The sequence below is a fragment of the Photobacterium malacitanum genome (assembly GCF_900185615.1).
GTDB lineage: Bacteria > Pseudomonadota > Gammaproteobacteria > Enterobacterales > Vibrionaceae > Photobacterium > Photobacterium malacitanum.
On record NZ_FYAK01000002.1, the window covers coordinates 44,240 to 69,795 of the forward strand.

General features: G+C 37.8%; 19 protein-coding genes and 1 pseudogene. 10 read left to right on the forward strand and 10 right to left on the reverse strand.

The window, feature by feature from the left end; genetic code table 11:
* Positions 1-171: 171 nt before the first annotated feature.
* The 3 genes from PMAL9190_RS05360 to PMAL9190_RS05370 form a co-directional block, all read right to left on the reverse strand.
* Complete coding sequence (locus tag PMAL9190_RS05360; RefSeq protein ID WP_087844253.1) at positions 172-1,419, reverse strand: GGDEF domain-containing protein; 1,248 nt, start codon at positions 1,417-1,419, stop codon at positions 172-174.
* 128 nt (positions 1,420-1,547) lie between these two features.
* Positions 1,548-2,144 carry a DUF1415 domain-containing protein gene (locus PMAL9190_RS05365; RefSeq protein WP_200813379.1) on the reverse strand — a complete coding sequence of 199 codons (597 nt, stop codon included), beginning with the start codon at positions 2,142-2,144 and terminating at the stop codon, positions 1,548-1,550.
* A 108-nt stretch (positions 2,145-2,252) separates the two neighbouring features.
* Positions 2,253-4,265 (reverse strand): exoribonuclease II, encoded by a 2,013-nt coding sequence (locus PMAL9190_RS05370; protein WP_087844254.1) that lies wholly within the window; start codon positions 4,263-4,265, stop codon positions 2,253-2,255.
* Between the two features lie 742 nt (positions 4,266-5,007).
* Between PMAL9190_RS05370 and PMAL9190_RS05375 the strand changes: the two genes are divergently transcribed.
* Entirely contained in the window at positions 5,008-6,903 is a 1,896-nt protein-coding gene (locus PMAL9190_RS05375) for a DEAD/DEAH box helicase (protein ID WP_087844255.1), read from the forward strand.
* Positions 6,904-6,968: 65 nt separating this feature from the next.
* Here PMAL9190_RS05375 and PMAL9190_RS05380 read toward each other — a convergent pair whose 3' ends face one another.
* Positions 6,969-7,886, reverse strand: a complete 918-nt coding sequence (locus PMAL9190_RS05380) for a LysR family transcriptional regulator (protein WP_087844256.1) — start codon at positions 7,884-7,886, stop codon at positions 6,969-6,971.
* A 229-nt stretch (positions 7,887-8,115) separates the two neighbouring features.
* Between PMAL9190_RS05380 and PMAL9190_RS05385 the strand changes: the two genes are divergently transcribed.
* Complete coding sequence (locus PMAL9190_RS05385) at positions 8,116-8,850, forward strand: beta-ketoacyl-ACP reductase (RefSeq protein WP_087844257.1); 735 nt, start codon at positions 8,116-8,118, stop codon at positions 8,848-8,850.
* 555 nt (positions 8,851-9,405) lie between these two features.
* Here PMAL9190_RS05385 and PMAL9190_RS05390 read toward each other — a convergent pair.
* The 4 genes from PMAL9190_RS05390 to PMAL9190_RS05405 form a co-directional block, all read right to left on the reverse strand.
* Positions 9,406-10,236 (reverse strand): TOBE domain-containing protein, encoded by an 831-nt coding sequence (locus PMAL9190_RS05390; protein ID WP_235004292.1) that lies wholly within the window; start codon positions 10,234-10,236, stop codon positions 9,406-9,408.
* A gap of 168 nt (positions 10,237-10,404) precedes the next feature.
* Entirely contained in the window at positions 10,405-11,748 is a 1,344-nt protein-coding gene (locus tag PMAL9190_RS05395; RefSeq protein ID WP_087844259.1) for a TldD/PmbA family protein, read from the reverse strand.
* Positions 11,748-13,133 (reverse strand): TldD/PmbA family protein, encoded by a 1,386-nt coding sequence (locus PMAL9190_RS05400; RefSeq protein ID WP_087844260.1) that lies wholly within the window; start codon positions 13,131-13,133, stop codon positions 11,748-11,750. The genes PMAL9190_RS05395 and PMAL9190_RS05400 overlap by 1 nt, the downstream gene beginning before the upstream one ends.
* A 116-nt stretch (positions 13,134-13,249) precedes the next feature.
* Positions 13,250-14,239, reverse strand: a complete 990-nt coding sequence (locus tag PMAL9190_RS05405) for a CobW family GTP-binding protein (RefSeq protein ID WP_087844261.1) — start codon at positions 14,237-14,239, stop codon at positions 13,250-13,252.
* A 201-nt stretch (positions 14,240-14,440) separates the two neighbouring features.
* Between PMAL9190_RS05405 and PMAL9190_RS05410 the strand changes: the two genes are divergently transcribed.
* The 3 genes from PMAL9190_RS05410 (at position 14,441) to PMAL9190_RS05420 (ending at position 16,331) form a co-directional block, all read left to right on the forward strand.
* Positions 14,441-14,653 carry a KTSC domain-containing protein gene (locus tag PMAL9190_RS05410; protein WP_159458361.1) on the forward strand — a complete coding sequence of 71 codons (213 nt, stop codon included), beginning with the start codon at positions 14,441-14,443 and terminating at the stop codon, positions 14,651-14,653.
* A 145-nt stretch (positions 14,654-14,798) separates the two neighbouring features.
* On the forward strand, positions 14,799-15,794 hold the full coding sequence (locus tag PMAL9190_RS05415; protein ID WP_087844918.1) for a RelA/SpoT domain-containing protein: 996 nt from the start codon (positions 14,799-14,801) through the stop codon (positions 15,792-15,794).
* 114 nt (positions 15,795-15,908) lie between these two features.
* Positions 15,909-16,331: a PACE efflux transporter gene (locus PMAL9190_RS05420; RefSeq protein ID WP_087844263.1), complete on the forward strand. Its 423-nt coding sequence runs from the start codon at positions 15,909-15,911 to the stop codon at positions 16,329-16,331.
* A gap of 71 nt (positions 16,332-16,402) precedes the next feature.
* On the opposite strand, the gene PMAL9190_RS05425 is transcribed toward PMAL9190_RS05420, so the two are convergent.
* On the reverse strand, positions 16,403-17,914 hold the full coding sequence (locus PMAL9190_RS05425; protein WP_087844264.1) for a sensor domain-containing diguanylate cyclase: 1,512 nt from the start codon (positions 17,912-17,914) through the stop codon (positions 16,403-16,405).
* A 538-nt stretch (positions 17,915-18,452) separates the two neighbouring features.
* Between PMAL9190_RS05425 and PMAL9190_RS05430 the strand changes: the two genes are divergently transcribed.
* From PMAL9190_RS05430 to PMAL9190_RS05440, 3 genes are read left to right on the forward strand one after another with little or no spacing between them, the layout of a single operon-like run.
* Positions 18,453-19,775 (forward strand): paraquat-inducible protein A, encoded by a 1,323-nt coding sequence (locus PMAL9190_RS05430; protein WP_087844919.1) that lies wholly within the window; start codon positions 18,453-18,455, stop codon positions 19,773-19,775.
* Positions 19,776-19,786: 11 nt separating this feature from the next.
* On the forward strand, positions 19,787-21,430 hold the full coding sequence (pqiB, locus tag PMAL9190_RS05435; protein WP_087844265.1) for an intermembrane transport protein PqiB: 1,644 nt from the start codon (positions 19,787-19,789) through the stop codon (positions 21,428-21,430).
* Complete coding sequence (locus tag PMAL9190_RS05440) at positions 21,430-21,999, forward strand: PqiC family protein (protein ID WP_087844266.1); 570 nt, start codon at positions 21,430-21,432, stop codon at positions 21,997-21,999. The genes pqiB and PMAL9190_RS05440 overlap by 1 nt, the downstream gene beginning before the upstream one ends.
* A gap of 96 nt (positions 22,000-22,095) precedes the next feature.
* Here the strand turns inward: PMAL9190_RS05440 and PMAL9190_RS05445 are convergent, their stop codons facing one another.
* The gene (locus PMAL9190_RS05445; RefSeq protein ID WP_087844267.1) at positions 22,096-22,749 is read right to left on the reverse strand and encodes an HAD family hydrolase; all 654 of its coding nucleotides are present in this window, start codon (positions 22,747-22,749) and stop codon (positions 22,096-22,098) included.
* Between the two features lie 177 nt (positions 22,750-22,926).
* Between PMAL9190_RS05445 and cqsA the strand changes: the two are divergent.
* Together cqsA and PMAL9190_RS05455 are read left to right on the forward strand one after the other, a co-directional pair.
* Positions 22,927-24,100, forward strand: a pseudogene (cqsA, locus tag PMAL9190_RS05450) (alpha-hydroxyketone-type quorum-sensing autoinducer synthase).
* Between the two features lie 298 nt (positions 24,101-24,398).
* A complete protein-coding gene (locus PMAL9190_RS05455) occupies positions 24,399-25,550 on the forward strand; it encodes a M12 family metallo-peptidase (RefSeq protein ID WP_087844268.1) in 1,152 nt (383 codons plus the stop codon).
* Positions 25,551-25,556 lie beyond the last annotated feature (6 nt).

The window sequence follows — 25,556 nt, forward strand, 5'->3', positions numbered from 1 at the left end:
AAAAATGTTTCTTATCTAGTCGTTAGCGTAGGTATGGCCGCTGAGAGCGCTAATACGACTTATGGTTGTGCCTTGCTCTTTACTAAAATTACAACAATGATTGTAAACTTTTAGTTAGCCCGATAATTCTCGGGCTTTTATTTGCCTGTTACATCATGTGGTAGGTGGTTGTTAGTCATTGTTTACCGCAGTATAGATCTGATTTTTCTTCTTTTTTGTTTGTTTTCCTGTCATTAAAGCATCAGTTGCGTGCTCTAAAACCGTCATTGGCAGGTGTTCATCATGATCATGACTAATACCCATGCTGACACTGATCTTAAGGGTCTTTTTACGTCCTTTTTTGGGTTTTGCTGCGGTTTCATCATGCTCAGATTCAACGGTAATCGGCTCAATAATATGTTTTGCAGCCGCAATATCTTGTTGTAATTGGGTTAATATCACCAGTGCAGCATCACAATCCATATGTTCAAAAATGACAATAATTTGCTGAGATGCAAAATAGCAGTGCGGTAATAATTGTGGCTGTTGTGTGAGTAAGTTTGCCACTGAACGCTGAATATCTACGATAGCTTGGGGAGTATGTTTCTCGATAATCTTATCGGGATTATCAAGGTCGATAACGGCAATGGTATAAGGGGAGTGCAGGCGAGTTAAGGCTTGCTCCAATGCGCGATGATCAGCAAGTTGAGTCGATGCATCATAAAAGCTTTGCTGATAACGGCAATAGCCGATGTCAATTAATAGCAACAACGCACACAGTGTAAACGCACTACTGGAAATAAAAGGATAATGAAAAAAGATAAAGGTAGTGGTTGATAACAACGTACAGATAAAGATATGGCGGTCAATACGCTGATGATATTTGATGGCTAACGCGCCAGTACAACAACTTATTGCGAGATTAAACACAACTAATATCAGCGGTAATGATGAAATATTGTGGTAGGTAAACAGGTGAATTTGTTGCCAGCTTGAGAAGTCTGCTTGATAGAAATAGCTAACCGCTGCGCCAGTAGCACACTGGATCATCAGTAATGACACTAGTGTTAGTGATGCTAAGACATATCGCTGTGAGCACCGAATAAAGCGTAGCAACAGCATATTAAGCGGTAATAATGTCGCTAAAAGACAAAATATTAACTTGGTATCTGTGTTTGCTAATGACACTTGGAGCCAGTTAATAATTATGCTGTAGGCAACCAACATAATGATGGCAATAAGCCCACTTTCAGCTTGAGGGAGCTTGTAATTAAGGATTATTACAATACCCAATAATACAAAAGGAAGATTGATCCATAATGCTGAATGAGCCGTTATCATCGGCATTAATAAAGGGTAACTGATGATCATTAACACGGTAATGAAAAAAGGCAGTATAAAGCGAGTGTTGGGTGAGTATAAACGTGACAGTAATGGCATTAAATGATGAGACCTAAACGAAAATCTAGCTGCTCATGAATATAACAAATAAATAACGACAATGATTCGATATTGCCGTCATTTTAGTATGATTAGTTCACTATTTATAACCTGCAGTAAGCATAGTGTTATTTGATTAAATAAGGAAATAACTTGCGCATTTGCTCTGGGGTTAAATTTTCAACACATTCGATATTACGATCAGGGATCGCTTCTGGATTTGGATAATGCTTGATCACTTTAGCCATGCTTTCTTCACGAATAAGATGAAACACAGGGTAGGGTGAGCGGTTAGTCAGATTTTCTGCATCATCAGGCTCTGCGCCATAGAAACAGTAATCAGGGTGAAAACTCGCAATTTGGTAGATGCCACTTTTACCTAGTTGTACCACCAAGCCTTCAACAAGATCGAGAAATTGATTGTAGTCGTCAAACTCTTCAAATAAGAAAGGCGCAACCACTAAAATTGTTTCTAGTGTTTCTGCTGGTGTTTCATCAAGCTCTTTGAACTGCATATAAATGGTTTCAAGCAGATCATTTTCATTATTATCTTCGCTGACAAAAATTTTAATTTGTTTATTGCGGTTAGGTTTAGCAGCAAAAGGGCATAAATTAAGGCCAATGACGACATCTTCAAGCCACTGTTTTACTTGCAGCTCGATAAGCTGGATTTGTTCTGAGCTGTGATTTTTATTGTTATCGCTTGCTGGAATGTGATTTGACATTGAGAACTGACTTCTTTGAGTGATTTATATTGGAATAATAGTGTGAAAGCTGTAAAAAAGGCCAGTATTCACTGGCCTTTTATTGTGTGCTAAAGCCGATTTACATCGTTATGCTTTTTGTGGTGCATCTGTTGCTTGCTCTGGCGCAGGAGTCACTTCTGGCGCAGGATATTGCTGTACAGGTTTAGCCACTAACTGACGCGTTGCTGCACGAACTTCGGCTAATTTCACATCAAAAGTGTCGCCTAGTTGGTATTCTTTAACACCATCAATGCTGATAATGCCAAGTTCACCACTGCATACAATACGTTCTTTGTTATCAACAATCAGCGAGCCTGGAATAAAGGCTGCGGCACCGTTTTCAAGTAGGCGCACTCGCATACCGGCACGATTAATATCAAAGATTTCAGCTTTAAAGACCGTTTCTTTCTTCACTGCATCTTTAAGTAGACGTACATATAACCAATCAGATACGTCACGCTCTGCCATACGGTGATGACGACGATGGTTAGCGATTTCATCACCGACATTATCATCAGGCTTTTGCGTTGGCTCATTGCCTGTGATCAATGCCTTAAGTAAGCGATGGTTGATCATATCCCCGTATTTACGAATCGGTGATGTCCATGTTGCGTAAACATCTAGACCCATTGCATAGTGAGGTGCAGGTACATTAGCGACTTCACTGTATGCTTGGAATTTACGTAAACGGTTATCAAGGTAAGTGCTATCTAACGTATTTAACCATCGACGTAATGCACTAAAGCCTTCTAAAGTAACAACTTCTTCTTTAGTAAATGGTGCTTCTGCATTAGTGATAAATTCCATTGCCGCATCAAGTTTCTCTTGATTGAAGCCGCTATGAACGTTAAATACACCTGTTGCAAATTTTTCTTGTAAAGCACGACCCGCACAAATGTTAGCGGTGATCATTGCTTCTTCGATCATGCGGTTAGCAATACGGCGTAAGTCAGTATGAATAGCAACAACGTCGTTATCTTCACTTAACTCAAAGCGGTAATCCGGACGATCAGGGAAGACGACTGCATTTGCCATGCGCCAATCAGAACGAAGCGTTGCAAAACCCTGAAGAGCAAGGATTTGTTGTTCTATGATTGGGCTTGGTGTCCAGTCATCACAATGACCGTTTTCAAGGAAATCAGATACATTGTTATAAGATAAACGACCGTGAGACTTGATCCATGCGCCAAAGAAAGATATATCATCTTGAATGACACCGCTATTATCAATTGAAACACGACAGCATAAAACAGGGCGTTTTTCATTTTCGATAAGCGAGCATAATTCATCACTTAGTTCACGTGGCAGCATTGGAATATTGCGGCCCGGAAGGTAAATAGTAAATCCACGCTCACGGGCTTCATCATCCATCTTATCGCCAACAGCAATATAAGAAGTAGGATCAGCAATCGCGATGGTGATTTCAAAGCTACCGTCATCTTTAGCGACAGTATATAAGGCATCATCCATGTCTTTGGTTGAGTCACCATCAATGGTAATGAAAGGCAAATCAGTTAAGTCTTGGCGCTCAATACCTTCATCAAGCATAGTCCAGCTATCTTGTGGTGCTGGCTCTGCATTAGGAAGTTGGTGGCGAGCTAGTGTTACCCACCAAGGTGCAATCTTGTCATTACTGTCAGTGATTTTTTGAGTGACATCACAGAAGAATGGCTGATTAGTACCTGCAAGAGGGTGGCGAGTCAGTTCAGCAACAACCCAATCACCTTCTTTTAAGGATTCCGGATTAATACCTTTAGCTGCACGCGCTCTAATCGCTTCTTTTAGCTGCGGGTGATCTGGAATGACATGGAGGCGATTACGAATCAGTTTTACACGACCAATGAAGCGTGTAATAGATTGCTCAACAAGCTCTTGTGGTTCAGCAACTTCACGCTCTTTTTCAGTACGAAGCACGGCGATAACACGATCACCATGCATAACGTTTTTCATATAGATAGGCGGAATGAAGATGCTTTCTTTGTTATCAGTTTCTAGAAAGCCAAAGCCACGATCAGTTGCTTTGATGTAACCTTCCTTTTTAGGAAGTGTTTCTTGGATTTGCTTTTTTAGCTGTGCTAACAGCGGGTTATCTTGAAACATTATGTCTGGTCTCAGATTATCGACATAGACACTATACGTTTTTGGGCATCTAAAACCAAGATTTGACTGTCTAAATTTTCATTCGGCATAATCTAAAGTTATATAATCAATAGCTTAAGTATGATTTGAGGCGGTTTTTATCATAAATTAAATATTCAATGACAAGATATGACAAAATATTTAATTTATGTCGTAAATATAAGTTAGAAACGGAAAATAGCCTTAACTTAGTATATTTTATATTTTAGGTTTAAGTCATCCACGTTGTTATGTATTGAAACGTTAGAAAAAACACATAAAAGTCTTTATAAACAAAGAATAAAAAGATATCACGTGAATAATATTAAAATGAGAAATAAAAAATTTAAAACCCACTTAAATAAAAAGCTCAAGGGTAGTGATTAATATAAAAAGACAAATAAAAGATAACTCTAATCTAATAACAAAAGTGTGTTCAACCACAGGTGGTAAGATTTGAATTATACTATTGTTCGTATTTTCAACAACATAGTTAATTGATAATCGATAAAAAATTAGCAGATGTTTATCAGGTGTACTATTTGTTCAATAAATAGGTGTTTGTGAGTTATTTTGTGACGTTGTTCAATTTTTTCTAGCTTTTTATCAAGTATTAGCCCACAATACGCCCCTATTAGTCGAGGCCCGTGCTAGTGGTTGCTGTTGCAGAACCCTCTGTAGCAAAGGGGCCCCGTTTTTAAGTCGTTCATATATTGGGATCCCAATGCAAGAAACTGTTACAGAATTTCGCCAACTAGATTTGGCCGACACACTATTATCTGCACTAGACTCTATGGGTTTTGTTTCACCAACACCTATTCAGGCAGCCTCTATTCCTCTACTTCTTACAGGTAGAGATGCGCTTGGTAAAGCACAAACTGGTACTGGTAAAACTGCAGCGTTCTCGTTGCCTGTACTAAATAAAATTAATCTTTCTCAGCATAAGCCACAAGCTATTGTTATGGCTCCAACACGTGAGCTTGCAATTCAGGTTGCTGCAGAAATTAAAGTACTTGGTCAAAACATCAAAGGCCTTAAGGTTCTTGAAATCTACGGCGGTGCTTCAATCGTTGACCAAATGCGTGCGCTAAAAAATGGTTCACACATTGTAGTTGGTACTCCTGGTCGTGTTAAAGACCTAATTTCACGTAAGCAACTTCACCTAGACGAAGTACATACTTTCGTTCTTGATGAAGCTGATGAAATGCTAAAAATGGGTTTCGTTGACGACGTTACTTGGATCATGGAACAAGCACCAGAAACTGCACAACGTGTACTTTTCTCTGCAACTATGCCTCCAATCGTTAAAGAAATCGTTGATCGTTTCCTACGTAATCCAGCACGTATTGACGTTGCAGGTGAAAACCGCACTGTTTCTCAAGTGTCTCAACAATTTTGGGTTGTTAAGGGCGTAGAAAAAGACGAAGCAATGAGTCGTCTTCTTGAAACTGAAAACACAGATGCATCAATCGTATTCGTTCGTACTCGTCAAGATACTGAGCGTCTAGCTGATTGGTTATCTTCACGTGGCTTTAAAGCTGCAGCACTTCACGGTGATATTCCTCAGTCGCTTCGTGAGCGTACTGTTGATCATATCAAACGTGGCGTGATTGATATTCTAGTTGCAACTGACGTTGTGGCACGTGGTCTTGATGTTCCACGTATTACACACGTATTCAACTACGATATCCCATTTGATGTTGAATCATACATTCACCGTATTGGTCGTACTGGCCGTGCTGGACGTGACGGTAAAGCGATCCTATTGGTTCGTACTAACCAAATCCGCATGCTACGTACTATCGAGCGTGTTACTAAGTCTCGTATGGAAGAAATTCAACTTCCTCTACGCGACCTAGTTGCTGCATCTCGTCTAAACCGTTTAGGTGAAGAACTTGCAGCACAAAAAGAACAAACTAATGTAGATGCATTTGTTGAACTTGTTGAAAAACTACAAGAGTCAATCGATGTTGATGCAGCAACACTAGCAGCAATGCTTCTTCAGCGTCAGCAAGGTAACCGTCCTTTATTCTACAAAGGTCCAGATCCAATGATCGCTGCTATCGAGCGTGAATCACAACGTCGTGAGCGTCGTGGTGATGATCGTCGTGGCGACCGTCCTGAGCGCGGTGAGCGTCGTGACCGTGGTGAGCGTCGTAGCTTCAACAACGCTGATTGGGATACTTACCAATTACAAGTTGGTCGTGAGCAAGGTGTTCAAGTTAAAGATATCGTTGGTGCAATCGCAAACGAACTTGGCTTAAGCAAAGAGTTCATCGGTGCAATTAAACTTGCTCCTACTCATACTTTTGTTCAACTTCCTAAGAAGATGACGGCAGAAGTATCAGAGCAACTGAAGAAACTACGTATTCGTCAGAATGACGTGAAAGCAGTTGTTGTTGAAGGTGAAGTTTTACGTGAACACCGTCCACGTACAGGTAATCGTGACGGCAACCGTGGCGGTGAGCGTAGTGGTCATCGTGGTAGCCGTGATGGCAACCGTGGCGGCGAGCGTCGTTTCGATCGCAACCGTGGCAACGATAGCCGTGGTGGTTACCGTGGCAACCGTGATGGTGCAGCACGTCCATCAGGCGACCGTAAGCCTCGTACTGACGCATAATTTGCGCTAGTGTAATAAAAAAGCCAGACGAAAGTCTGGCTTTTTTGTATGTGTTTTTTAGTGATTTAAGTGACGTTACGACTTTGGTTTATGTCAGTGACTCGTTTGAGTAAATGATCCTTAAAGTTTGCACAACGTGCAGGCATGTATTTTCTTGGTTTGTAATATAAACTTAACTCAAATTCACTACTAATATAGTTATTTAGTACTGAGACTAATTTATTATTTTGTAAATCATCCTGAATCAAACTGTAAGGCAAATAAGCAATCCCACCGCCAGCTAAGGCAATATTTTTTAAAATTTCACTGTCGTCGACTTCAACAGTACGTGAAATTTGGACTGAATTATATTCGCCATTTTGTTCAAATATCCAGCGATTTCCTCCTACCAATGTTGTCGCAAATAAGCATAAATGATTCTTCAGATCATTAGGCACAACGGGTTGACCGTAACGGGCGATATACGCTGGTGAGCAACATGCTTTAAGCGGTTCTCGTAGTAATGTTCGTTTTACTAATAAACTGTCTTTATCTTGAAAACCACGGTATGTCGCATTGGCACGGATAGCAAAATCGACTTCATGGACATTATCAACTTCAAAAGCTGTTTCAATGACCACGAAATTAATATTTGGATTATCACTGACGTATTCACCAATAATTTCACTTAGATAGTATTTAGCAAACAGTGGTGTACATGCGACCTTGATAGTACCGATATCTACTTGACTAATATTTTGAATTTCATTGAGAACATCAGTGATTTGATTATTAATTTGTGTAAATCGTTGAAATAAATGCTGCCCAGCTTGGGTGACTGAAATTTTTCGTGTGGTGCGCTTAACAAGGCTTATGCCCATCATTTCTTCAAGTTCAGTGATCCAACGGCTTCCAGCAGAGGCTGAGATACCGTATTGCTTGGCTGCTTCGGTGACGGATTGGCAGCGTACTACATGAAGAAAAAAAATAATTTTATCTAACATCGCTTTCCCTGCGTTATCGATTTATCGATATTACTTCAAAGAACAAAGTATACTTTATATAAATACAGTTGCATTTGTTACCGCTTTAATTTGATGGCAAGTGTCTTATTTTTGCAATTGTGTCTTGTGATATTGAGCTTAATGTTCTGGCTAGAGTTATCTAGACTGATAGTAAGTGCTGAGTTTTAGCTTGGTTGTAGGACGGTAATAAATATAATGAGGGAAAAATATGCTAACAGATAAAGTGTGCCTTGTAACAGGTGGAGCTCAAGGGATTGGTCGTTGCATCGTTGAAACATTTGCCCGCCAAAATGCAACCCGTGTTATTGCTTGTGATATGAATATGGGCATGATGGCTGATTTAGAACAACAATTTGCCAATGTAACAGCTTTAGAGTTGAATGTTTGTGATAGAGAGGGTGTTGCAGAAGCTGTCAGAAAGATTACAGCACAATATGGGCAGATTGACGTGTTAGTGAATAATGCCGGTATTACACGTGATAACTTGATTGATAAAATGACAGAGTCTGATTGGGACTTAGTCATGGATGTGAATTTGAAAGGGGTGTTTAACATGACTCAAGCCATTGCCCCTACAATGATGCAAACAGGAAGTGGTTCTATTATTACTATGTCATCTGTTGTAGGGACTGATGGTAATATTGGGCAGACTAATTACGCTGCGACGAAAGCAGGTGTGATCGCAATGACAAAATCATGGGCGAAAGAATTTGCTCGTAAAGGTGCACAAGTACGTGCAAATTGTATAGCTCCTGGGTTTATAGAAACACCAATGACGGTCGATTTACCTGAAAAGGTGATTAATCATATGACATCAAAAACGCCGTTACAGCGGATGGGTAAGGCGCAAGACATTGCTAATTGCGCATTGTTTTTAGCCAGTACCCAATCAAGTTTTATTACAGGGCAAGTCATAAAAGTAGATGGTGGCCTTGTTATTTAATTCTCAAATTATTGTTCATATCACTACAGAATCATGGTGTCTATTGGTATTCAATATAGATAGGCACCATGATTGGTTAGGTTCAAATATGCTCACTTAAGCATCAGTAACTTTTAAAAATATTGCCATTTGTGTTATTTCTTTGTCAAATGAGTATATTTCTGCATTATAACGGGATATTTTGCATAAAAAGCCTTAAACTGCTACCAGTGTTATTGGGGTAGTGGTTATTTAATGATATTGTCATCATCGGCACTGTGGTTTATTAGTATTGCTTGTGTACCGTTATCGGTCGCACTTTTTTTGCGTTCATTAAAACAGCAAAAAATTTGGCTAAATATAATAACATTAATATTTGTATTTATTTCTTGTGGGTTGATTATTACTCAGCAATACGAGGATTATATTAATTTTACTGCCTGTATAAAGAAGGGGTTTAATTATAATGCGTTCTCAACTGAATGCAGTGTTGATTCACAGAATCCAGAACCAATCCCCGACGATATAAGCTCATTCCTTTGAGCGTTATACGATTATTGAACACATTTCTGCTATTTAATACATACTTGCCACAATAACCTGAGTGGAGTGGAATAAAGCGTAAATAGGCATTCCTAAGCGTAATGTTTCATCCATAACATCTTGATTATCTACAAAAGCACAAATACTAATATCATCGGTTAAGCTAATAGTGATCTCAGTCGATTTGCGATCTTGCTTCATCGCGGTCAGTGTACCAAGTAATTGGTTATCAAATCGATCTCGCTTGCCGTGAATGAGGTTTTCTTCGCTACAAACCGTAATGGCTGGACCTTTAATTAATGTTACCACATCCTTATTAGGTTTGAGATGTAAGCGGATTGTGCTGCCGTGGGTGATTGTCGCCTGAATATGATGATGCTCTGTGATTGCAATCGTAACAATATCATGTAGATCATGAGTTTCGATTGTTGTTATATGGCCAAATAGTTGATTACGCGCACTGGTTTGTAAAGAAAATCGACTCATTATGCCTAACAGGCTATCAAGAGGGGCATTATCATCATTAAGTGCTTGTAAGCCCATGTCTTGAATTTTATCTAACAGATCATACATTTGTATTAAACGTTGCCCAAAACGTGTTAGGGTTGCACCGCCACCACCTTTGCCACCTTTTTCGCTATTAACCAATGGTTGTTGGTGACAGCTGTTCATATCTTTAATGGCGTCAAAGGCTGCTTTGTAGCTAATATCTGCTAATTTTGCGCCTTGGCTAATTGAGCCTGTAGCATCAATTGCTTTTAATAATGCAATTCGACGCGGATTAGCAAACATTTTATTATCGATTTGGAGTGTCGCAATAGCAGTAAGATTCATGGTCTTATTCTTATTCGGTGTTTTGCTCATGGTATCGCATTTTGCAATAGATCTTAAATCTAATCATGATGATTGTGTGTTGTGTAGATAAATAGGGCGTAGGTATACAGAAAAGTGTTAGCGTTTGTGAAAAACCTTACTGAATTGAATGTAGAACATTATCATCAGTAAGGTTTTATTATCACAACGGATTATTGATTATTTGCCAGCAATATTTAGACGTGTAAAACGAATCTTAGGTGCGTAGAAACTGCGATTATAATCATTTTCTAATTGGTTGCTGATAGCATCAATTTCTTTGATCATTTGATAGAAATTGCCAGCAACAGTAATACCACGAACGGCTTGTTGACGCACACCGTCACGACAGAGAAATCCGCTAGCGCCAAATGAGAAGTCGCCACTTACGGCATCTGCACCTGAATGGACACCTTGTAATTCGACTAATTCTAGATACTCACCAGCGGTGATTTCAGCTTCAGAACTTGCACCCGTACTTATAACAGTATGGCGAGAACTGACACCTAAGCCACCTTTAGCTGAGCGTGAACCGTTAGCTGTATTATCAATACCAAAATAACTCGCAGTGTGGCTATTGTGCAATAAGCTTTGTAGCTTGCCATCACCGACTAATAATGTGTCATGGGTTGCAAAACCTTCACTATCAAACGCTTTAATAGAGAAGCCTCCATTAATGTACGCTGTGTCAGTGATGGTGAGCAGTGGGCTCGCAACAAGTGTATCAAGCGCGTCACGCCAAGGGTTGATGCCCTTCATTGCTGCTTGTCCAGACATGCACATTCCAAACGCAGAAAATAAGCTACTTAATGCGCTAAGCGTGAAAATTACAGAATAATGCTTACTGGCAATAGGCGCACCGTCTAATAGTGCTTGCGCCATCTCATAGCCATGATTAATACAATAGCTAGGATCTAATTGACTAAATAGACGTCCAGATGACATGCCGCCATGCATTGCTTGCTTACCGTCTTTTTCGTAAAGGGTGTAAGCATAGCAATAGGTTGAACGTTCACTATGATTACACAATGTGCCTTGAGTATTCGCTAGAATGACATGACTATCTGATTCAGCAAAGCCATTGTAAGGCGCACTGGTTGCGTGAGGTTTGTTTACTACCCCTTGTTCTAATGATAATGCGAGTGCAATTTTTTCATCAACGGTTGCTGTTTCAGTTTGATAAACTTCAGGCTCAGTAGTGGCAAGTCGACTATCAATACAGCTTATTTTTTGGTGGGGATCTTGTTGGGAATATTGCGCATTAGTTAGTGCATTATCCACCATTAAATCCAGACTTGCGAGATCAAGTGATTCAGAATAACTGGTGGCGGTGCGTTGATCTTTAATTACGCGTACACCAATTACTTGACCTGAGGTAACTTTATATTCATCAAGTTCACCTTGGTTGGCTTTTAATGAAAAATTGTTGCTACGGTTAGCAATAACATCGGCAGCTGCATCTTGTGCCTGAACACGATCAAGTACGTAATCAATCGCTTGCTGTAGTGCGTTTTGATCTGCCATTAGTTGCCACCTCCTACAAGAATATTATCCACTTTCAACGCAGCTTGACCTACTGTCGTTGGTACTGAACCGCTAACTGAACCACACATGCCAGCGGCAAGAGCAAAATCATTACCGATCATACTGATTTCTTTTAATACTTTAGGGCCAGTGCTGATTAAGGTCGCAGACTTTAATGGTTTAGTGATTTTGCCATTTTCAACCAAATATGCTTCTTGAACCGCAAAGTTAAACTCACCAGTTCCAGGTTGGACTGAACCGCCACCCATTTTTTTAGCGTAAATACCGCGTTCAACACCAGCAAGCATATCGTCAAGTGTGCTAGAGCCTGGTTCAATAAAGGTATTACGCATGCGTGAGGTTGGTGCAAACTTATAAGATTCTCGGCGGCCTGATCCTGTGCGCGCAAAACCTGTTTTTAAGCCCCCCATACGGTCAACCATAAAGCTAGTTAGCTTACCGTCTTTAATTAATTGCGTACGCTGTGTCTCCATGCCTTCGTCGTCAATGTTAATCGAGCCCCATTGATTGGTCATGGTGCCGTCATCAACAGCACTGACGACAGAGTTAGCAATCATTTCACCCATTTTATCGTGAAATACAGAGGCTTTCTTGGCGACAGAGGTCGTTTCAAGTAAGTGGCCACAGGCTTCGTGGAAGATAACGCCACCAAACCCATTGCCGATAATGACCGGCATTTCTCCTGAAGGACAGGCTTCTGCAAATAGTTTTACCATTGCTTGTTGAGCGACATCATGACCAAGCTTTTGTGGGTCAATGTGAGTATTAAACTCCCAACCTGTAAATGCACCAGGAGCTTCGTAGCCGGTAGATTGTTCGCTGCCATTTTGAGCAACGGCATTTGCTGATATACGGGTGTAATGGCGGGTGTCGCCGATATGAAGGCCATCGGAATTAAAGATTTCTATTTGCTGTTCACGTTGAGCAACACTACCGATAAATTGGGCGATTTTTTCATTCTCGACACGAGCAGCCTGATCTGCTTGGCGTAAAAAAGCAATTTTAGCTGCCATGTTAGCATCTTGGCTTAGCGGTAATTGACAGCTATGTTTATTGTCATAACGATTTAAGTTAAGCGCGCCTGCCGTTAAAATTTGGTCACGTTTATCTTTCGCCGCGAGTAGAGACGTTACACGTTTTAATTCTTCTTCATCTGTACTATTGGTGTAACCGTAAAGCACTTTATGGCCAAAAAATAGGCGAATACCAATCCCAAAATCAATGCCTGAATTTACTTTATCTATTTCAGCTGAAATAAGTTGGACAGAACTAGATTGGTGATGTTCAACAAATAACTCAGCGAAGTCAGCACCAAGGAATAGGGCGTGATCTATCACTGTTTTAGCAGTATTAGGGTTTAGCATCTGTGCTCCCTTCTTTTTATGAGCTCTATTTTATAACGTAGCAGTAAAGTGATAAAAATTCTCACTATTACTGCAATCGGTATGAGCAATGGTTCGATAATAACGAGTAAATAAAACTAGTTAGCGTGAGTATTTTCCACAATAGAACATAAAATATTTTCAAGTTCATCCCACGGCAGAATTTCGTTATCAATCACTTCAATACGTGATTCAAAGCCTTCTAATGACAGTTCATTAACCGATACCACTTGATTGACAACGTTAAATGCAAAGCAACCATTTTCAGTGTTAACCACCGCTTTAACACGGTTAGCATTAAGATTAGAAAATAAGCTAAATAATTTTGAAAATTCAAATAATTGATCAGCAGCAAAGAACCATCCACAACTGTGATATCCCTGACCGTGGTTTTCTTTTCGAATAAATTGCTGGCCTGGTGCTAATTCTAATTCAGGTAAAGGCTCTGCTTGATCGTGACTGTGATGATGGTGGCTATGCTGTGCTTGACGATCTGTGCGTTCAATATCAAGCCATTCAAGTTCAAGACGCCCATGTTCAACTTCTGCAATTAAGGCTTTTTTAGGTTCGGCTTTTTCCATTGCTGTTTGAAAGGTGTATAAATCAAAATCATCACATTGGTCAATTTTATTAGCAACCACGACATCAGCGAGTGCAAGTTGATCTTGAAAATTGGCGTTATCGGTATAAACGCTATCTGCAAAGTGACGTGGATCGACGACAGTAATTGTTGCACGAAGATCGACATAATTACGGTAGCTTTCAGACGTTAATTTGTGGATCACTTCTTTTGGGTGGCCTAAACCTGTTGGTTCAAGCAATAAGCGATCGGGTTTTTGTGCTAGTAGCGCATTTATACCCACTGACATTGGTAGACCAGCAACGCAGCACATACAGCCACCTGGTACTTCTTTAATGATAGCGCCTTGTTGTTCTAAGATGGCGCCATCAACACCAACATTGCCGAATTCGTTAATTAAAATTGCCCATTTTTCGTGTTCTGGTTTACGTGCAAGTAAAGAAAGAATTGAGGTTGTTTTTCCTGCGCCTAAAAAGCCGGTAATGATATTAGTTGGAATACGTTTCATATGTGACTAAATTCCTAAACAATTGAGCACGAAATAATTATCTCAGTTTACGTGAGTGACATTAAAGTGACTAGCATAACTCGATTAAGCGTTAACTAAGTGCTGTTTTTGAGTGCAAAAATAATGCAAATGTAAAAAGCCTAGGTATGTCATAACGTTTTTGGCATCATGAGTTATTCAATGATAAGACGGTATACAAGAATGATTAATTGGTGTGTTGTTGGTTCTGGTATGATCAAGAAAATAGGTCATGATGCGACCAAAGATTATCTTTATATTGATTTTGGACAGCGTGGTGAGTATGAGATATATAACCACGTATCGTTATATGCTTTTTCTCATTTTAGAGTAGCGGCATCGATTGATGAATATTATCAGCAAGTGATTAAAACAAGTTATTCAATTATACCTTAGTGGTAATTTAGTTATCAATTTAAACAAACAAAGCGAGAAAGTAAGTGTAAAAAGAATATGTTGCTGCAATTAAAATAGTAAACCATGCATTGCTTGATCTATGATAAGTGCCACATATAAAGTTAGTTATCAAGAAGTGGTCATCATGAGTATTGCTTGTTTGACACAAGAACAGTTTCTACATAATAATCGAATCAGCAACCAACAATGGCAAGCAAGTTCCATAACATGGCCAACCTTAAAAGCGATAGGTTTATGCCATGAGAAACGAACACAAGCCTTAAACCAGACCGCAGAATCGTATGCGCGTATTATTCAACAGTGCTCCCACGTTCATTCTGTGCGTTGGCGAGTCAAAAACCCTCAACATTTAATGGCAAAAATTGTCAGAAAAACCATACCTCAGAGTGCAACATTTAAAGCTAAATACCTTGGTATTAATCAAGATAATTATGACGAAATTGTTACTGATCTGATTGGTGTTCGAGCATTACATTTGTATAAAGATGATGGTTTAGCTATTCATGATTATTTAATCAATCAATGGCAGTATGAAGAACCACCTGTTTATTATGTTAGAAGTGGTGATGATGAAGTTTTTGCTGAGTTACCATCAGATATTAAAGTGAAAATTCATCCCGCAGGTTATCGTTCGCTGCATTATGTTTTTGGTAGTGAATTACAACAACGTCGTATTTTTACTGAAGTGCAAGTACGTACAATTTTTGAAGAAGCATGGACAGAAATAGATCATAAAATTCGTTATCCAAATTTTTCGACTGATGCAGAAATCTGTTCTTTTTTATTAATATTTAATCGGTTGGTTGGCTCTGCCGATGAGATGGGATCGTTTGTCAAGCAGCTTGCTATTGAAGCAGAGCAACGTCAGCAGGCATTAATCGCATCGCAAAACTTGACCGAAAATCATGCTGGTAATATGGAATCTTTATTTCAGAAATTAGCAGGAGACTCAAAAAAACAAGATGATTCTCAATTGGTTATAGAAAAATTACGACAACAAATTATGCAGCTTCAGTCAGATAAAGAAGCATTACAGCGATCGATTCATTTCAATATGCTTGCATCAACAACAGCAATTACTCAACGACGTTATAAAGCATCTGAATTGTTAGACAAATAGTTAATCTATCTGTTTATCGGATGGGTTCTAGCTTGTTAAGAGCAAAAAATCATTTATAGTAATATGTGTAAAAGCTATCAATGATAAAAAATAAATGTACTGAGGAAATTTTTGATGAGAACGCGGTTGGATCGTATTCGCCATGCGGTTTGTTTTGAAGTTATTGGCCTAATTTTATTGGTGGGAGTATTAAGTCAATTCGGGTTTAATGGGAGTCATATTGGCGTAGTAGGGATTGCTTTTTCAATTTTAGCAACGGGTTGGAACTATATTTATAATATATGGTTTGATCGTATGTTGTACCGTCGCTATAAAACAGCAGAAAAAACAACTGTTATCCGCATTGTTCATAGTCTTGGATTTGAAGCTGGTCTACTTGTTGTAACTATTCCAATTTTGTCATGGGTGCTGAAAGTGACTCTTTGGGAAGCTTTTATACTTGATATTGGTATGGTGATTTTTTATCTTATTTATGCGTATGTTTATAATATTGCTTATGATCGCTTATTTCCAATACCAGCAGTACAGCAAGATTAAAATATAATTATTTGATAGAAAGCCCCTAAATACTCTTAACTAGAAAGAGTATATGTAATTAGGGGCTTTTTTTAATGGCGAATATAAAAGCTATAACAGTTTTTGCCTTTTTTCTTACTGTCATAAACAGCTTTATCTGCATTAATAATCAATTGCTCGATATCTCGTGTTTCATTATCTGTCAGCGCAACGCCAATAGAGGCTGAAAACGGAATCGTTAAAGTAGCGTTACTTACAGAACCATTAAGATCTACAATTAACTGTTGTAATTTAGCAATTAAATCTAATTCTTTATTGAAGTTTTTGGTGAGAACAATAAATTCATCTCCTCCAAATCGACCAATTAAATCGGTAGGATGATTAAAAAATGAAGTTACATGCTGAGCAAACATTGCAATAACATCGTCCCCATAATGATGACCTAATGTGTCATTAATTGTTTTTAGATTATCTAAATCAATAAATAACAATGCGAAATCAGCAGGATATTTTTGAATGGTAGCATTCGCATGTTGAATGAAATATTTGCGGTTGAATAAATTAGTACGTGAGCAATATACCCCATCTTTAGTTGTGCTAATAATGTTGTTAAAGTGATGATTTATAGCAATATTGTCATTATTTGACTGTGATTGAATTGGTATAATACCTGCACTTTCTTTAATGAAGTCATCAATAGGTGATGTAATGATAGATACCTTTTTCATTAAATAAAAGCCAAGGCCAACGGATGCTAAAATAGAAATTAAAATATTTATGATAATGAATATAAATTTATCTTTTAAATATTGATTGTAATTAAGTGTTGTTAATAAATACCATGGTGTATTTTTTAATGGGGCAAGTGTTAATCTTTCAAGTTGATAATTATTATTGATTGTGTAATAGTTAAATGTTTTTTTATCAGTAATGTTTTTTGATATTTGTTTACTATCTAATGAAGAATAAAGCTTATCACCTTTAAGTACTTTAATATTTCTACAGTTATTATTTGAGTCTCGGCAATTATTTAAAATAGCATTTCTAATGCTAGTATTTTCTTGATAAGCAAGTGCATTCTTTATTTCAGCATATGAGACAGATGCAAAAATAGTACCGCTATCATCGGCGTTAGTGAAAGCTTTGCATATAATATAAACATAGCTATTAGAAATAGGAGAATAGATTAGATTACTTATTGCTAGTTTGTTTTTTTGTATTGCTTGTTGGAAATAGCTACGATAACTAATATTTTCTATACTATCGCTATATGTTGTTACTGCGTTGCCTTTAATATCACTGATACCTAATATTTCGATATTAAAAGCTTCTTGATAAGGACGTACAATTTCAATTCGTTGTGTCAATAATAATGACGTATCTTTGACTATATCATCATTTGAAATAGCGGTGAGTAGATTAGTATGCTTGCTAATAATAGTTGCAACGTTATTTTCTGTAACAGTTTTATTCCGTGAAAGTAATTTATGAATATTGTTATATTGGTTATAAGACCAATAAGAGATATTAAATACAATTAATAAGCTTAGACATAGTAAAGTGTAGTGGATGATTTTTTTTCTAATACTATGGCTAATGTTCATGCTGTGGTGTCTTTTTCATTAGAAAACGTAGTGATAGCTAATTATGTGGCATTTTACTGCTTTATAATGATTGATGAATAGTCTTTATTTGTAACAATTTCTTATGTTTTTAACTGAAAGTTACTATAAAACACTACTAAAAAATAATAATTAGCTTTTTATGTAAAAATAGTGAAATTTAGCAGTAATTTGAGTTAGAAGGTCGTCTTTAGATATCTGTTTAAATGATGAGAAGTTAAATCTACTACAGTATTAATTGAGAATACTGCTATAATGTATACCGTTCAAAATGAGCTCTAATAAGTAGAGTAGTATTGGATAGCTACTGAATCAGAAAGTATAGATAATACTATTTATTTAAATTAAATTTATTTATAAACTAGTTCGAATTGATCTGCGATAGTTCGCTTGCATGTGTTTGTTTTTAAAACAATCTCTAGAATATCAGTGAATTATACCATCAGATTTTTGTTATAGGTGATGTACGTTGAGTAATGAAATTAAGCCCGCACGAGAGGCGATTGACGTGCAACAATCAATGATGGTTGCGTGTGAAGAGTGTGGGTTAGTCGTTGATATCCCTGATTTAAATGAAGGTGATAAAGCAACCTGCCCTCGGTGTGGCCATACATTAACGAAGGCTGTTAGTTTACCTTTTCAACGCCCAGTTGCTTACGGTATTGCTTGTTTGTTGATGCTAGTCTTGAGCCTGTCATTTCCATTTCTTTCTTTTACAGTTAATGGTATGGGGCATCAAATTACACTGTTAAATGCAGCTGAAACATTACAACATTTTGAAAATAGTGTATTAGCTATTTTATTAATGATAACTGTTCTTGTTTTTCCAGCAGTATATATAATGCTGGTGTTATATCTTTATTATCATGCTCATAAAGTAAAGAATGTTGGCCATGTTGTTCATGATCGCGCTTGGATAAAATTTTTATGCCGCATCATATTTACTATTCAACCTTGGCTAATGGTTGATGTTTTTTTAATTGGCGTTTTAGTCAGTCTGGTAAAAATTTCTGCATTAGCACATATTGGTTTAGGCAACTCATTTTGGGCTTTTTGTCTTTATAGTGTGTTAGTCGTGAAATGTGTGTCATTAGTTGATAGAACCTGGTTGTGGGATCAGTTCTTTGCTATGAAACCTGTAGAAGGTGTGCGTGCTGGTGATACTCATTTAGATCATAATCATGTGGGTTGTCATGCCTGTAATCAAATTAATCCACTACCAAGGTCACATAAAGCACGATGTTTGCGTTGTGATAGTCAATTACATGTTTTTAACGCGAACCATTCATTGCAATATTCGTGGGCTTATTTACTGGCATCGATAGTGTTTTATATTCCTGCCAATTTATATCCAATGATGTATACCGTAAGTTTAGGGCAAACCGAAGGTTCAACGATCCTTGGTGGCGTTGTTTTACTTTGGAAAATGGGATCATGGCCGATAGCGTTAGTGATATTTATAGCGAGTATTTTTATTCCTATGGCAAAAATGTTTACCTTAGCATGGCTTTATTATTGTGCTGGTAAACGCGCTGATGACTCAAGTCATGTCGCCATTAAACGGTTAAAATTATACCGCTTAACAGAATTTATCGGCCGTTGGTCTATGGTTGATATCTTTGTGGTTGCTATCTTAGTTGCTTTAGTACAGTTACAAAATGTGATGGCAATTTCACCGGGTCCTGCAGCGTTATGCTTTGCGACAGTGGTGATCTTTACGATGTTATCTGCGATGAATTTTGATCCGCGGATATTTTGGACACCAAAAAATAAACCATGTAAGCAAGATTCAGAGTTAGATGCTCCTGAATCCAATTCAGAAGTGCCTAGTGTACATAAATGAGAAAGCAGATTATGAGTGATAACCAGCCAGCAGAGGCAAAAGTACAACGTTTGAAACAAGTGTCGCCAATATGGATCGTTCCACTAGTTGCACTTGCTATTGGTATTTGGATGTTTGTTCAATACCTTAATAGTCAAGGACCTGTGATCACGATTCGATTACCAAATGCATCAGGTATTGAAGTTGGAAAAACAGCAATCAAATCGTTGAATGTAAAAGTTGGTGTCGTTACAAAAGTTCAACTAAGTAAAGATTACAGCTATATCACCGTGACAGCCCAGATGAACAATGATACTGGCCGAATGCTTAAAAATGACACTCTATTTTGGGTGGTTAAGCCGCGCATAGGTAAAGGGGGTGTATCTGGATTAGATACATTACTCTCTGGTTCATATATTGAAATGCAACCAGGTGAAGGAAAGAAAGATAAAGATCATTTTGTCGCGTTAGATGTTCCTCCGGTCGCGCCAGCTGATGCGAAAGGTTTACGAGTTATTTTAACCAGTCGTCAAGCAGGTAAATTGGGTGTTGGTGATCCGGTACTTTATGATGGTTTTACTGTTGGTCGAGTAGAGAAAGTCAGTTTTGATATCAATAGTAAACGTGCTAATTATCAACTATTTATTTTTGAACCTTATGATAGCTTAGTGCGTACTAGCAGCAATTTCATTCTAGCTTCTGGTGTAAAAGTGCAAGTGGGTGCTGAAGGCTTTAATGTTAAAATTGGCTCTTTAGAATCATTAATAACTGGTGGTGTGACATTTACAACACCAGCAGATGATCAAGGTACACCTCAACTGAAGCAAAAATCCTATTATCGTTTGTATGATAACCGTGCGGCTGTACGTGAAAAAATGTTTGAGAGACACCTTGATTTTGTAATGTTGTTTAGTGAATCGATTCGAGGACTAAAAGCTGGTGCTCCGATTGAGTATCGTGGAATTCAAATTGGTACCGTACAAAAAGTACCTTTACGTTTACCGACCAGTCAAGAAGGTTTCACTAGCAAACAAATTCCAGTATTGGTGCGTATTGATTTAGGACGCGTTTATGATCGTTCAGATGAAGGTACACTTGCTTCACTGAAAACAAATCTTGAAAAAGAATTTAAACTTGGTCTACGTGCAACATTGAAAACAGGTAATTTATTAACCGGTGCATTGTATATTGGTACTGATGTTTATAAAGAAGAAAAACCTGTGAAATTAATGACCTATGATGGTTATGAGATCTTTCCAACTAAAGCGGGTGATTTGGCTGAGGTACAGAAGCAATTAACTAATTTACTGAATAAATTTAATAAGTTGCCAGTTGAAGACACCTTAAATTCAATGACAGCGACATTAAAAGCATCTGAAAAAACAATGGCGACGATGCAAAAAGCGATCAACGATTTAGATCGATTATTAAAGCAAAAAGATACTCAAGCATTACCTGGTGATGTACGTGCAAGCCTTAAACAGATCCAAACAACCCTTAATGGTTTTGGTCCTGATGCTGCGCCATATCAGAACCTTGAAGGTGCGTTAACTCGTTTCGAAGCTGTTATGACTGAACTTCAACCGGTGTTACGTCAAATCAATGAAAAACCAAATTCACTTGTGTTTGGTGATGAGAAAACAAAAGATCCAGTACCTGTTGGAGGTCGTAAATAATGAAAAAATGGTTTGTCATCGCAGCAATTACGTTAGCCGCTAGTGGTTGTAGTAGTGCGCCTGAAGGGGTAAATACATTCTTGTTACCAGCAGGGAAGACGCTAACAGTATCGCACGCAACTCATCAGCCATTATTAATCGTACGTCCTGTTGAGGTAGCTGCCCATTTAGCGGGGAATGGTTTAGTTTATCAAACCTCGGCAACTGAAATGGTTGAAGCCCAACAAAACTTATGGGGTGAGTCATTAGCAAAACAGTTAACGCGCCGCATTACTCATGATTTGCGTCAAAAGCAACATCATTTATGGGCTACACAGTTAACGCCAACATTATCAACAACGGGAGCGTCACGGTTACAAGTACGTATTAACCAGTTTAATGGTGTATATACTGGAGTAGCGAATGTTGCTGGTGAGTGGATGATTATTGGTGCTAATGGTAATTTGCAAACGGTACACCCATTTGAATTTAGTGTTCCACTTGCAAAAGACGGTTACAGTGCGCAAGTTGAAGCATTATCAACTGCTGTGGGTGAGTTAACCACACAGATAGCAAATGCAGTGAAGTAACGGATTAGCTTGCTCTAAGTAAAACGGATGAAAAAAGTCCACCTGTTAATTATAACGGTGGACTTTTTTATTACTTATTAGTACGTTATATGTTGATTAAACGGCTTTTAAAAATGTTAATGCTTCATCCATAGTATTAAAAATGTGATGGCCCAAAGCGCGAGTGTCAGTATCTGGTTCAACTAGATCAATGATTTGCAAGGTTGTCATATTTGCAGCAACGGCAGCTTTTACGCCATTATTTGAATCTTCAAAAGCTAGGCATTGTTGAGGTTTAAGATTTAAGCGCTGCGCTGCAAGCAGGTATATCTCAGGGGCAGGTTTACCATTAACCACTTCATCGCCGCTGGTTATGTGTGAAAAATATTGAGACAGCCCAGCTAGATGGAGTTTTTTATGTGCTAATGCATTATGGGTTGATGTTGCAACGACCATAGCAATATTTTGTGCTTGTAGCCATGTTAATAATGCGATGACGCCTTTCTTTACAGGAATAGCCTGATGTTCAACAACAGCATGATAATGTTGCATCCAACGGGGATGAAAAGCAGCATAATTAAGGCTATCGCCATACCCCTGTTCAATAATCGGTTTTATACCAGCTTGATTTCGACCAATAATGTTAAGATAAATATCACGTTTAAAAGGGATATCCATTTCAATACATGTTTGCTGAAATGCTGCCATGCAGACTTTTTCAGTATCAAGCAATAATCCGTCCATATCAAAAATTGCTGCGCTGTATTTCATTGTTTTCTCTGTGTGATTATTTTTCCATACAGTTTCTCATATTATTAAATCACAGAGTAGGTTAATTGAAGTTAGATAACAAAAAGAAATGGTTGTGTGTGGTTGTATTAATAAATAATATACCGGTGTTATTTATAATTGTGTGAATAACGTTATTTTAATAAAAGGTATATATCAATGACAATCTATAATTCGCCTAAAACGCTACCTGAATTTGTAAAAAAAAATTGAACATCATTTAGAAGAGCTTATTTATCCTCGAAAAAACCAACAACATTTAGTATTAGGGAAAAAGCCTACAGAGAATAGTGTGTTATTGCAAAGTAATGATTACTTAGCAATTTCAAATCATGATTATATTCGTAAGGTATATATTGATGCGTTACGTAATAATAAAAAAGATGTTGTTATGTCTGCAATATTCCTACATAAAGAGGATGATCATTCATTTGAACATCAGCTTGCTGATTACACAGGTTTTGAGCATTGCATTTTGTCTCAGTCAGGGTGGGCGGCTAATGTTGGATTAATCCAGACTATCTTACCGGCTAATACGCCTGTTTATATTGATTTTTTTGCACATATGTCTTTATGGGAAGGCGCACGGATAGCAGCAGCACAAATTCATAGTTTTTTACATAATAACGTTCGTCATTTAGAAAAGCTGATTAAACGTAATGGCCCTGGATTGATTTTAGTTGATTCGGTTTATAGTACGCTAGGTACTGTTGCACCATTAACTGAAATTGTCGCATTAGCTAAATGTTATGGCTGTGCTATTTTGGTTGATGAATCGCACTCGCTAGGCACTCATGGACCACAAGGTGCAGGCCTCGTTGCTGAATTAGGGTTAACGGATGATGTCGATTTTATAACAGTTAGTTTAGCAAAAGCGTTTGCTTATCGTGCAGGGGCGATATTGTGCAGCCATAAAGTAGGGCAAGCGTTACCTTTTGTAGCACGACCGGCTATTTTTAGTTCTGCTTTATTACCTCATGAAATTTCGGTATTACAAGCGACATTAAATGTCATCAAAAACAGTGACGAACGTCGTTCACGATTGGTAGAGCAAGCTGATAAATTACGTTTTGGGTTGATTAAACTTGGATTTACTATTCAAAGTCAGTCACAGATTATTGCCTTAGAAACAGGTAATGAAACGAATACTGAAATTATGCGTGATTATTTAGAGGATATGAACGTTTTTGGTTCTGTTTTTTGTTCTCCTGCAACACCAAAAAATAAAAATTTAATTCGATTTTCGGTGAATAGTGAATTAACTGATAAAGAGATTAATATTATCTTAAATGCATGCTCCATGATGAATATTAATCTAAAACTAGTCTCATAATAATAGCTAATATGTAGTAATAGTTAAAAGTATAGTATTAACTAATTAAATGGTATTAAGCCTGCTAATAGTATTTAGTAGGCTTATTTATTTTTTATAATATAAATGATTGTTTTATTTTAATGGTGTTTTAAATACGTTTTTCGTCTGGTAATAATCTTTCAGGGGATATTTAAATATAAATAAAATTAACGCTTGATATTGTTTTCAGCCTCTGTAGTATTTATTTACATCACGAAAGAAAAGAGACTTCACTTCATTAAATAATCAATGTTGTATTATTTTAAAAAGGAAAATCATGCAAAAGAAAAAATTATGCTTATTATTAGCAATGTTTACTGGCACTGTAAATGCTGCTAATTTTGAATCGCCGTTAATTTTACCAACTGATTTATCAAACCAGCCAACCGCTTCACAGTGGGTTGTTGGTCATTATCAAAATATCGTGCAAGCAAATAGAGTCTGGGACCATTATAATATTGATATTCATCTTGTTCCAGCAACGGTAACTTATCTTGATTATCCTTATGCCACTATTGAAGAAGTTTCTGAAAATATAGAGCAAATGATCCAAAATGATCCAAGTATCATTAAAAATACCTTAACTACTTTTGCAGCGCAGCTATCAAATACTACCAAAGGCCATGCACGTTCACCGATGGGAGATGAAGACTTCGCAGAAATGAACAATACGCCATTAGTGTTAAGTGCTGATAGTGTTGTTAATAAGCGCTACCAATTTGTTTATGCACATGAAGTTGGCCACACTTTTGGTGCTAAACATACTAAAGCAAATACTGCTAATAGTACCCAAGAACTGTTTAAAAATGGCTATGGTACTAAGCAATGTAATGCTGAAGGCACAACCAGCCTAATGTCAGGCTTCACTAGCTATAATCACGCGAATGGCTTACCGTTTATGAATGGTCAAGCTGGTTGTGATCAAGGTACTGCAGATGTTGCTAAACTCCTTAATCATAGTGCAATCAAGAAAGAAAACCTTACACCACTAACTGGCGTACAGACATTAGTGGCTTCACCACGTGAAGATATCAATGCGCAACAATTTGAAGTTACCCTTACTAGAAGCAAAGATATTGATAATGCACAGCAAGCGACTGTTTATGTTGCAACCAAGGTGCATGGTGATAAGCAAGCGGCTTTAGCGCCTATAGAGGTTAGCTTTGCAGCTGGTAGTAAGACAACAGTAGTAACGTTACCTTTTGATCAGGTATATCCATTATTTGATAATGCCGATACTAATCAAGGTACGTATTTAGTGGCTGTTACTGATGATGAAGTGATGCCAGCGAGTATTAATTTATTAGACTCTAATACACAATGGCCTCAAAATCATGATAATGGCGGCGGCTCTGGCGGCAGTTTATCTCTATTTTGGTTGATGATGATGTCACTAGCTGTTTACGGTCGACGTAAATTGTCGAACTAAGACATA

Coding starts and splice junctions, on each gene's coding strand:
- PMAL9190_RS05420 (WP_087844263.1), top strand. CDS start 15,909: ATGAGAACGCGGTTGGATCGTATTCGCCATGCGGTTTGTTTTGAAGTT.
- pqiB (WP_087844265.1), top strand. CDS start 19,787: ATGAGTGATAACCAGCCAGCAGAGGCAAAAGTACAACGTTTGAAACAA.
- PMAL9190_RS05405 (WP_087844261.1), bottom strand. CDS start 14,239: ATGAAACGTATTCCAACTAATATCATTACCGGCTTTTTAGGCGCAGGA.
- PMAL9190_RS05415 (WP_087844918.1), top strand. CDS start 14,799: ATGAGTATTGCTTGTTTGACACAAGAACAGTTTCTACATAATAATCGA.
- PMAL9190_RS05425 (WP_087844264.1), bottom strand. CDS start 17,914: ATGAACATTAGCCATAGTATTAGAAAAAAAATCATCCACTACACTTTA.
- PMAL9190_RS05430 (WP_087844919.1), top strand. CDS start 18,453: ATGATGGTTGCGTGTGAAGAGTGTGGGTTAGTCGTTGATATCCCTGAT.
- PMAL9190_RS05400 (WP_087844260.1), bottom strand. CDS start 13,133: ATGCTAAACCCTAATACTGCTAAAACAGTGATAGATCACGCCCTATTC.
- PMAL9190_RS05390 (WP_235004292.1), bottom strand. CDS start 10,236: ATGAGCAAAACACCGAATAAGAATAAGACCATGAATCTTACTGCTATT.
- PMAL9190_RS05375 (WP_087844255.1), top strand. CDS start 5,008: ATGCAAGAAACTGTTACAGAATTTCGCCAACTAGATTTGGCCGACACA.
- PMAL9190_RS05455 (WP_087844268.1), top strand. CDS start 24,399: ATGCAAAAGAAAAAATTATGCTTATTATTAGCAATGTTTACTGGCACT.
- PMAL9190_RS05410 (WP_159458361.1), top strand. CDS start 14,441: ATGATTAATTGGTGTGTTGTTGGTTCTGGTATGATCAAGAAAATAGGT.
- PMAL9190_RS05395 (WP_087844259.1), bottom strand. CDS start 11,748: ATGGCAGATCAAAACGCACTACAGCAAGCGATTGATTACGTACTTGAT.
- PMAL9190_RS05360 (WP_087844253.1), bottom strand. CDS start 1,419: ATGCCATTACTGTCACGTTTATACTCACCCAACACTCGCTTTATACTG.
- PMAL9190_RS05445 (WP_087844267.1), bottom strand. CDS start 22,749: ATGAAATACAGCGCAGCAATTTTTGATATGGACGGATTATTGCTTGAT.
- PMAL9190_RS05380 (WP_087844256.1), bottom strand. CDS start 7,886: ATGTTAGATAAAATTATTTTTTTTCTTCATGTAGTACGCTGCCAATCC.
- PMAL9190_RS05440 (WP_087844266.1), top strand. CDS start 21,430: ATGAAAAAATGGTTTGTCATCGCAGCAATTACGTTAGCCGCTAGTGGT.
- PMAL9190_RS05370 (WP_087844254.1), bottom strand. CDS start 4,265: ATGTTTCAAGATAACCCGCTGTTAGCACAGCTAAAAAAGCAAATCCAA.
- PMAL9190_RS05385 (WP_087844257.1), top strand. CDS start 8,116: ATGCTAACAGATAAAGTGTGCCTTGTAACAGGTGGAGCTCAAGGGATT.
- PMAL9190_RS05365 (WP_200813379.1), bottom strand. CDS start 2,144: ATGTCAAATCACATTCCAGCAAGCGATAACAATAAAAATCACAGCTCA.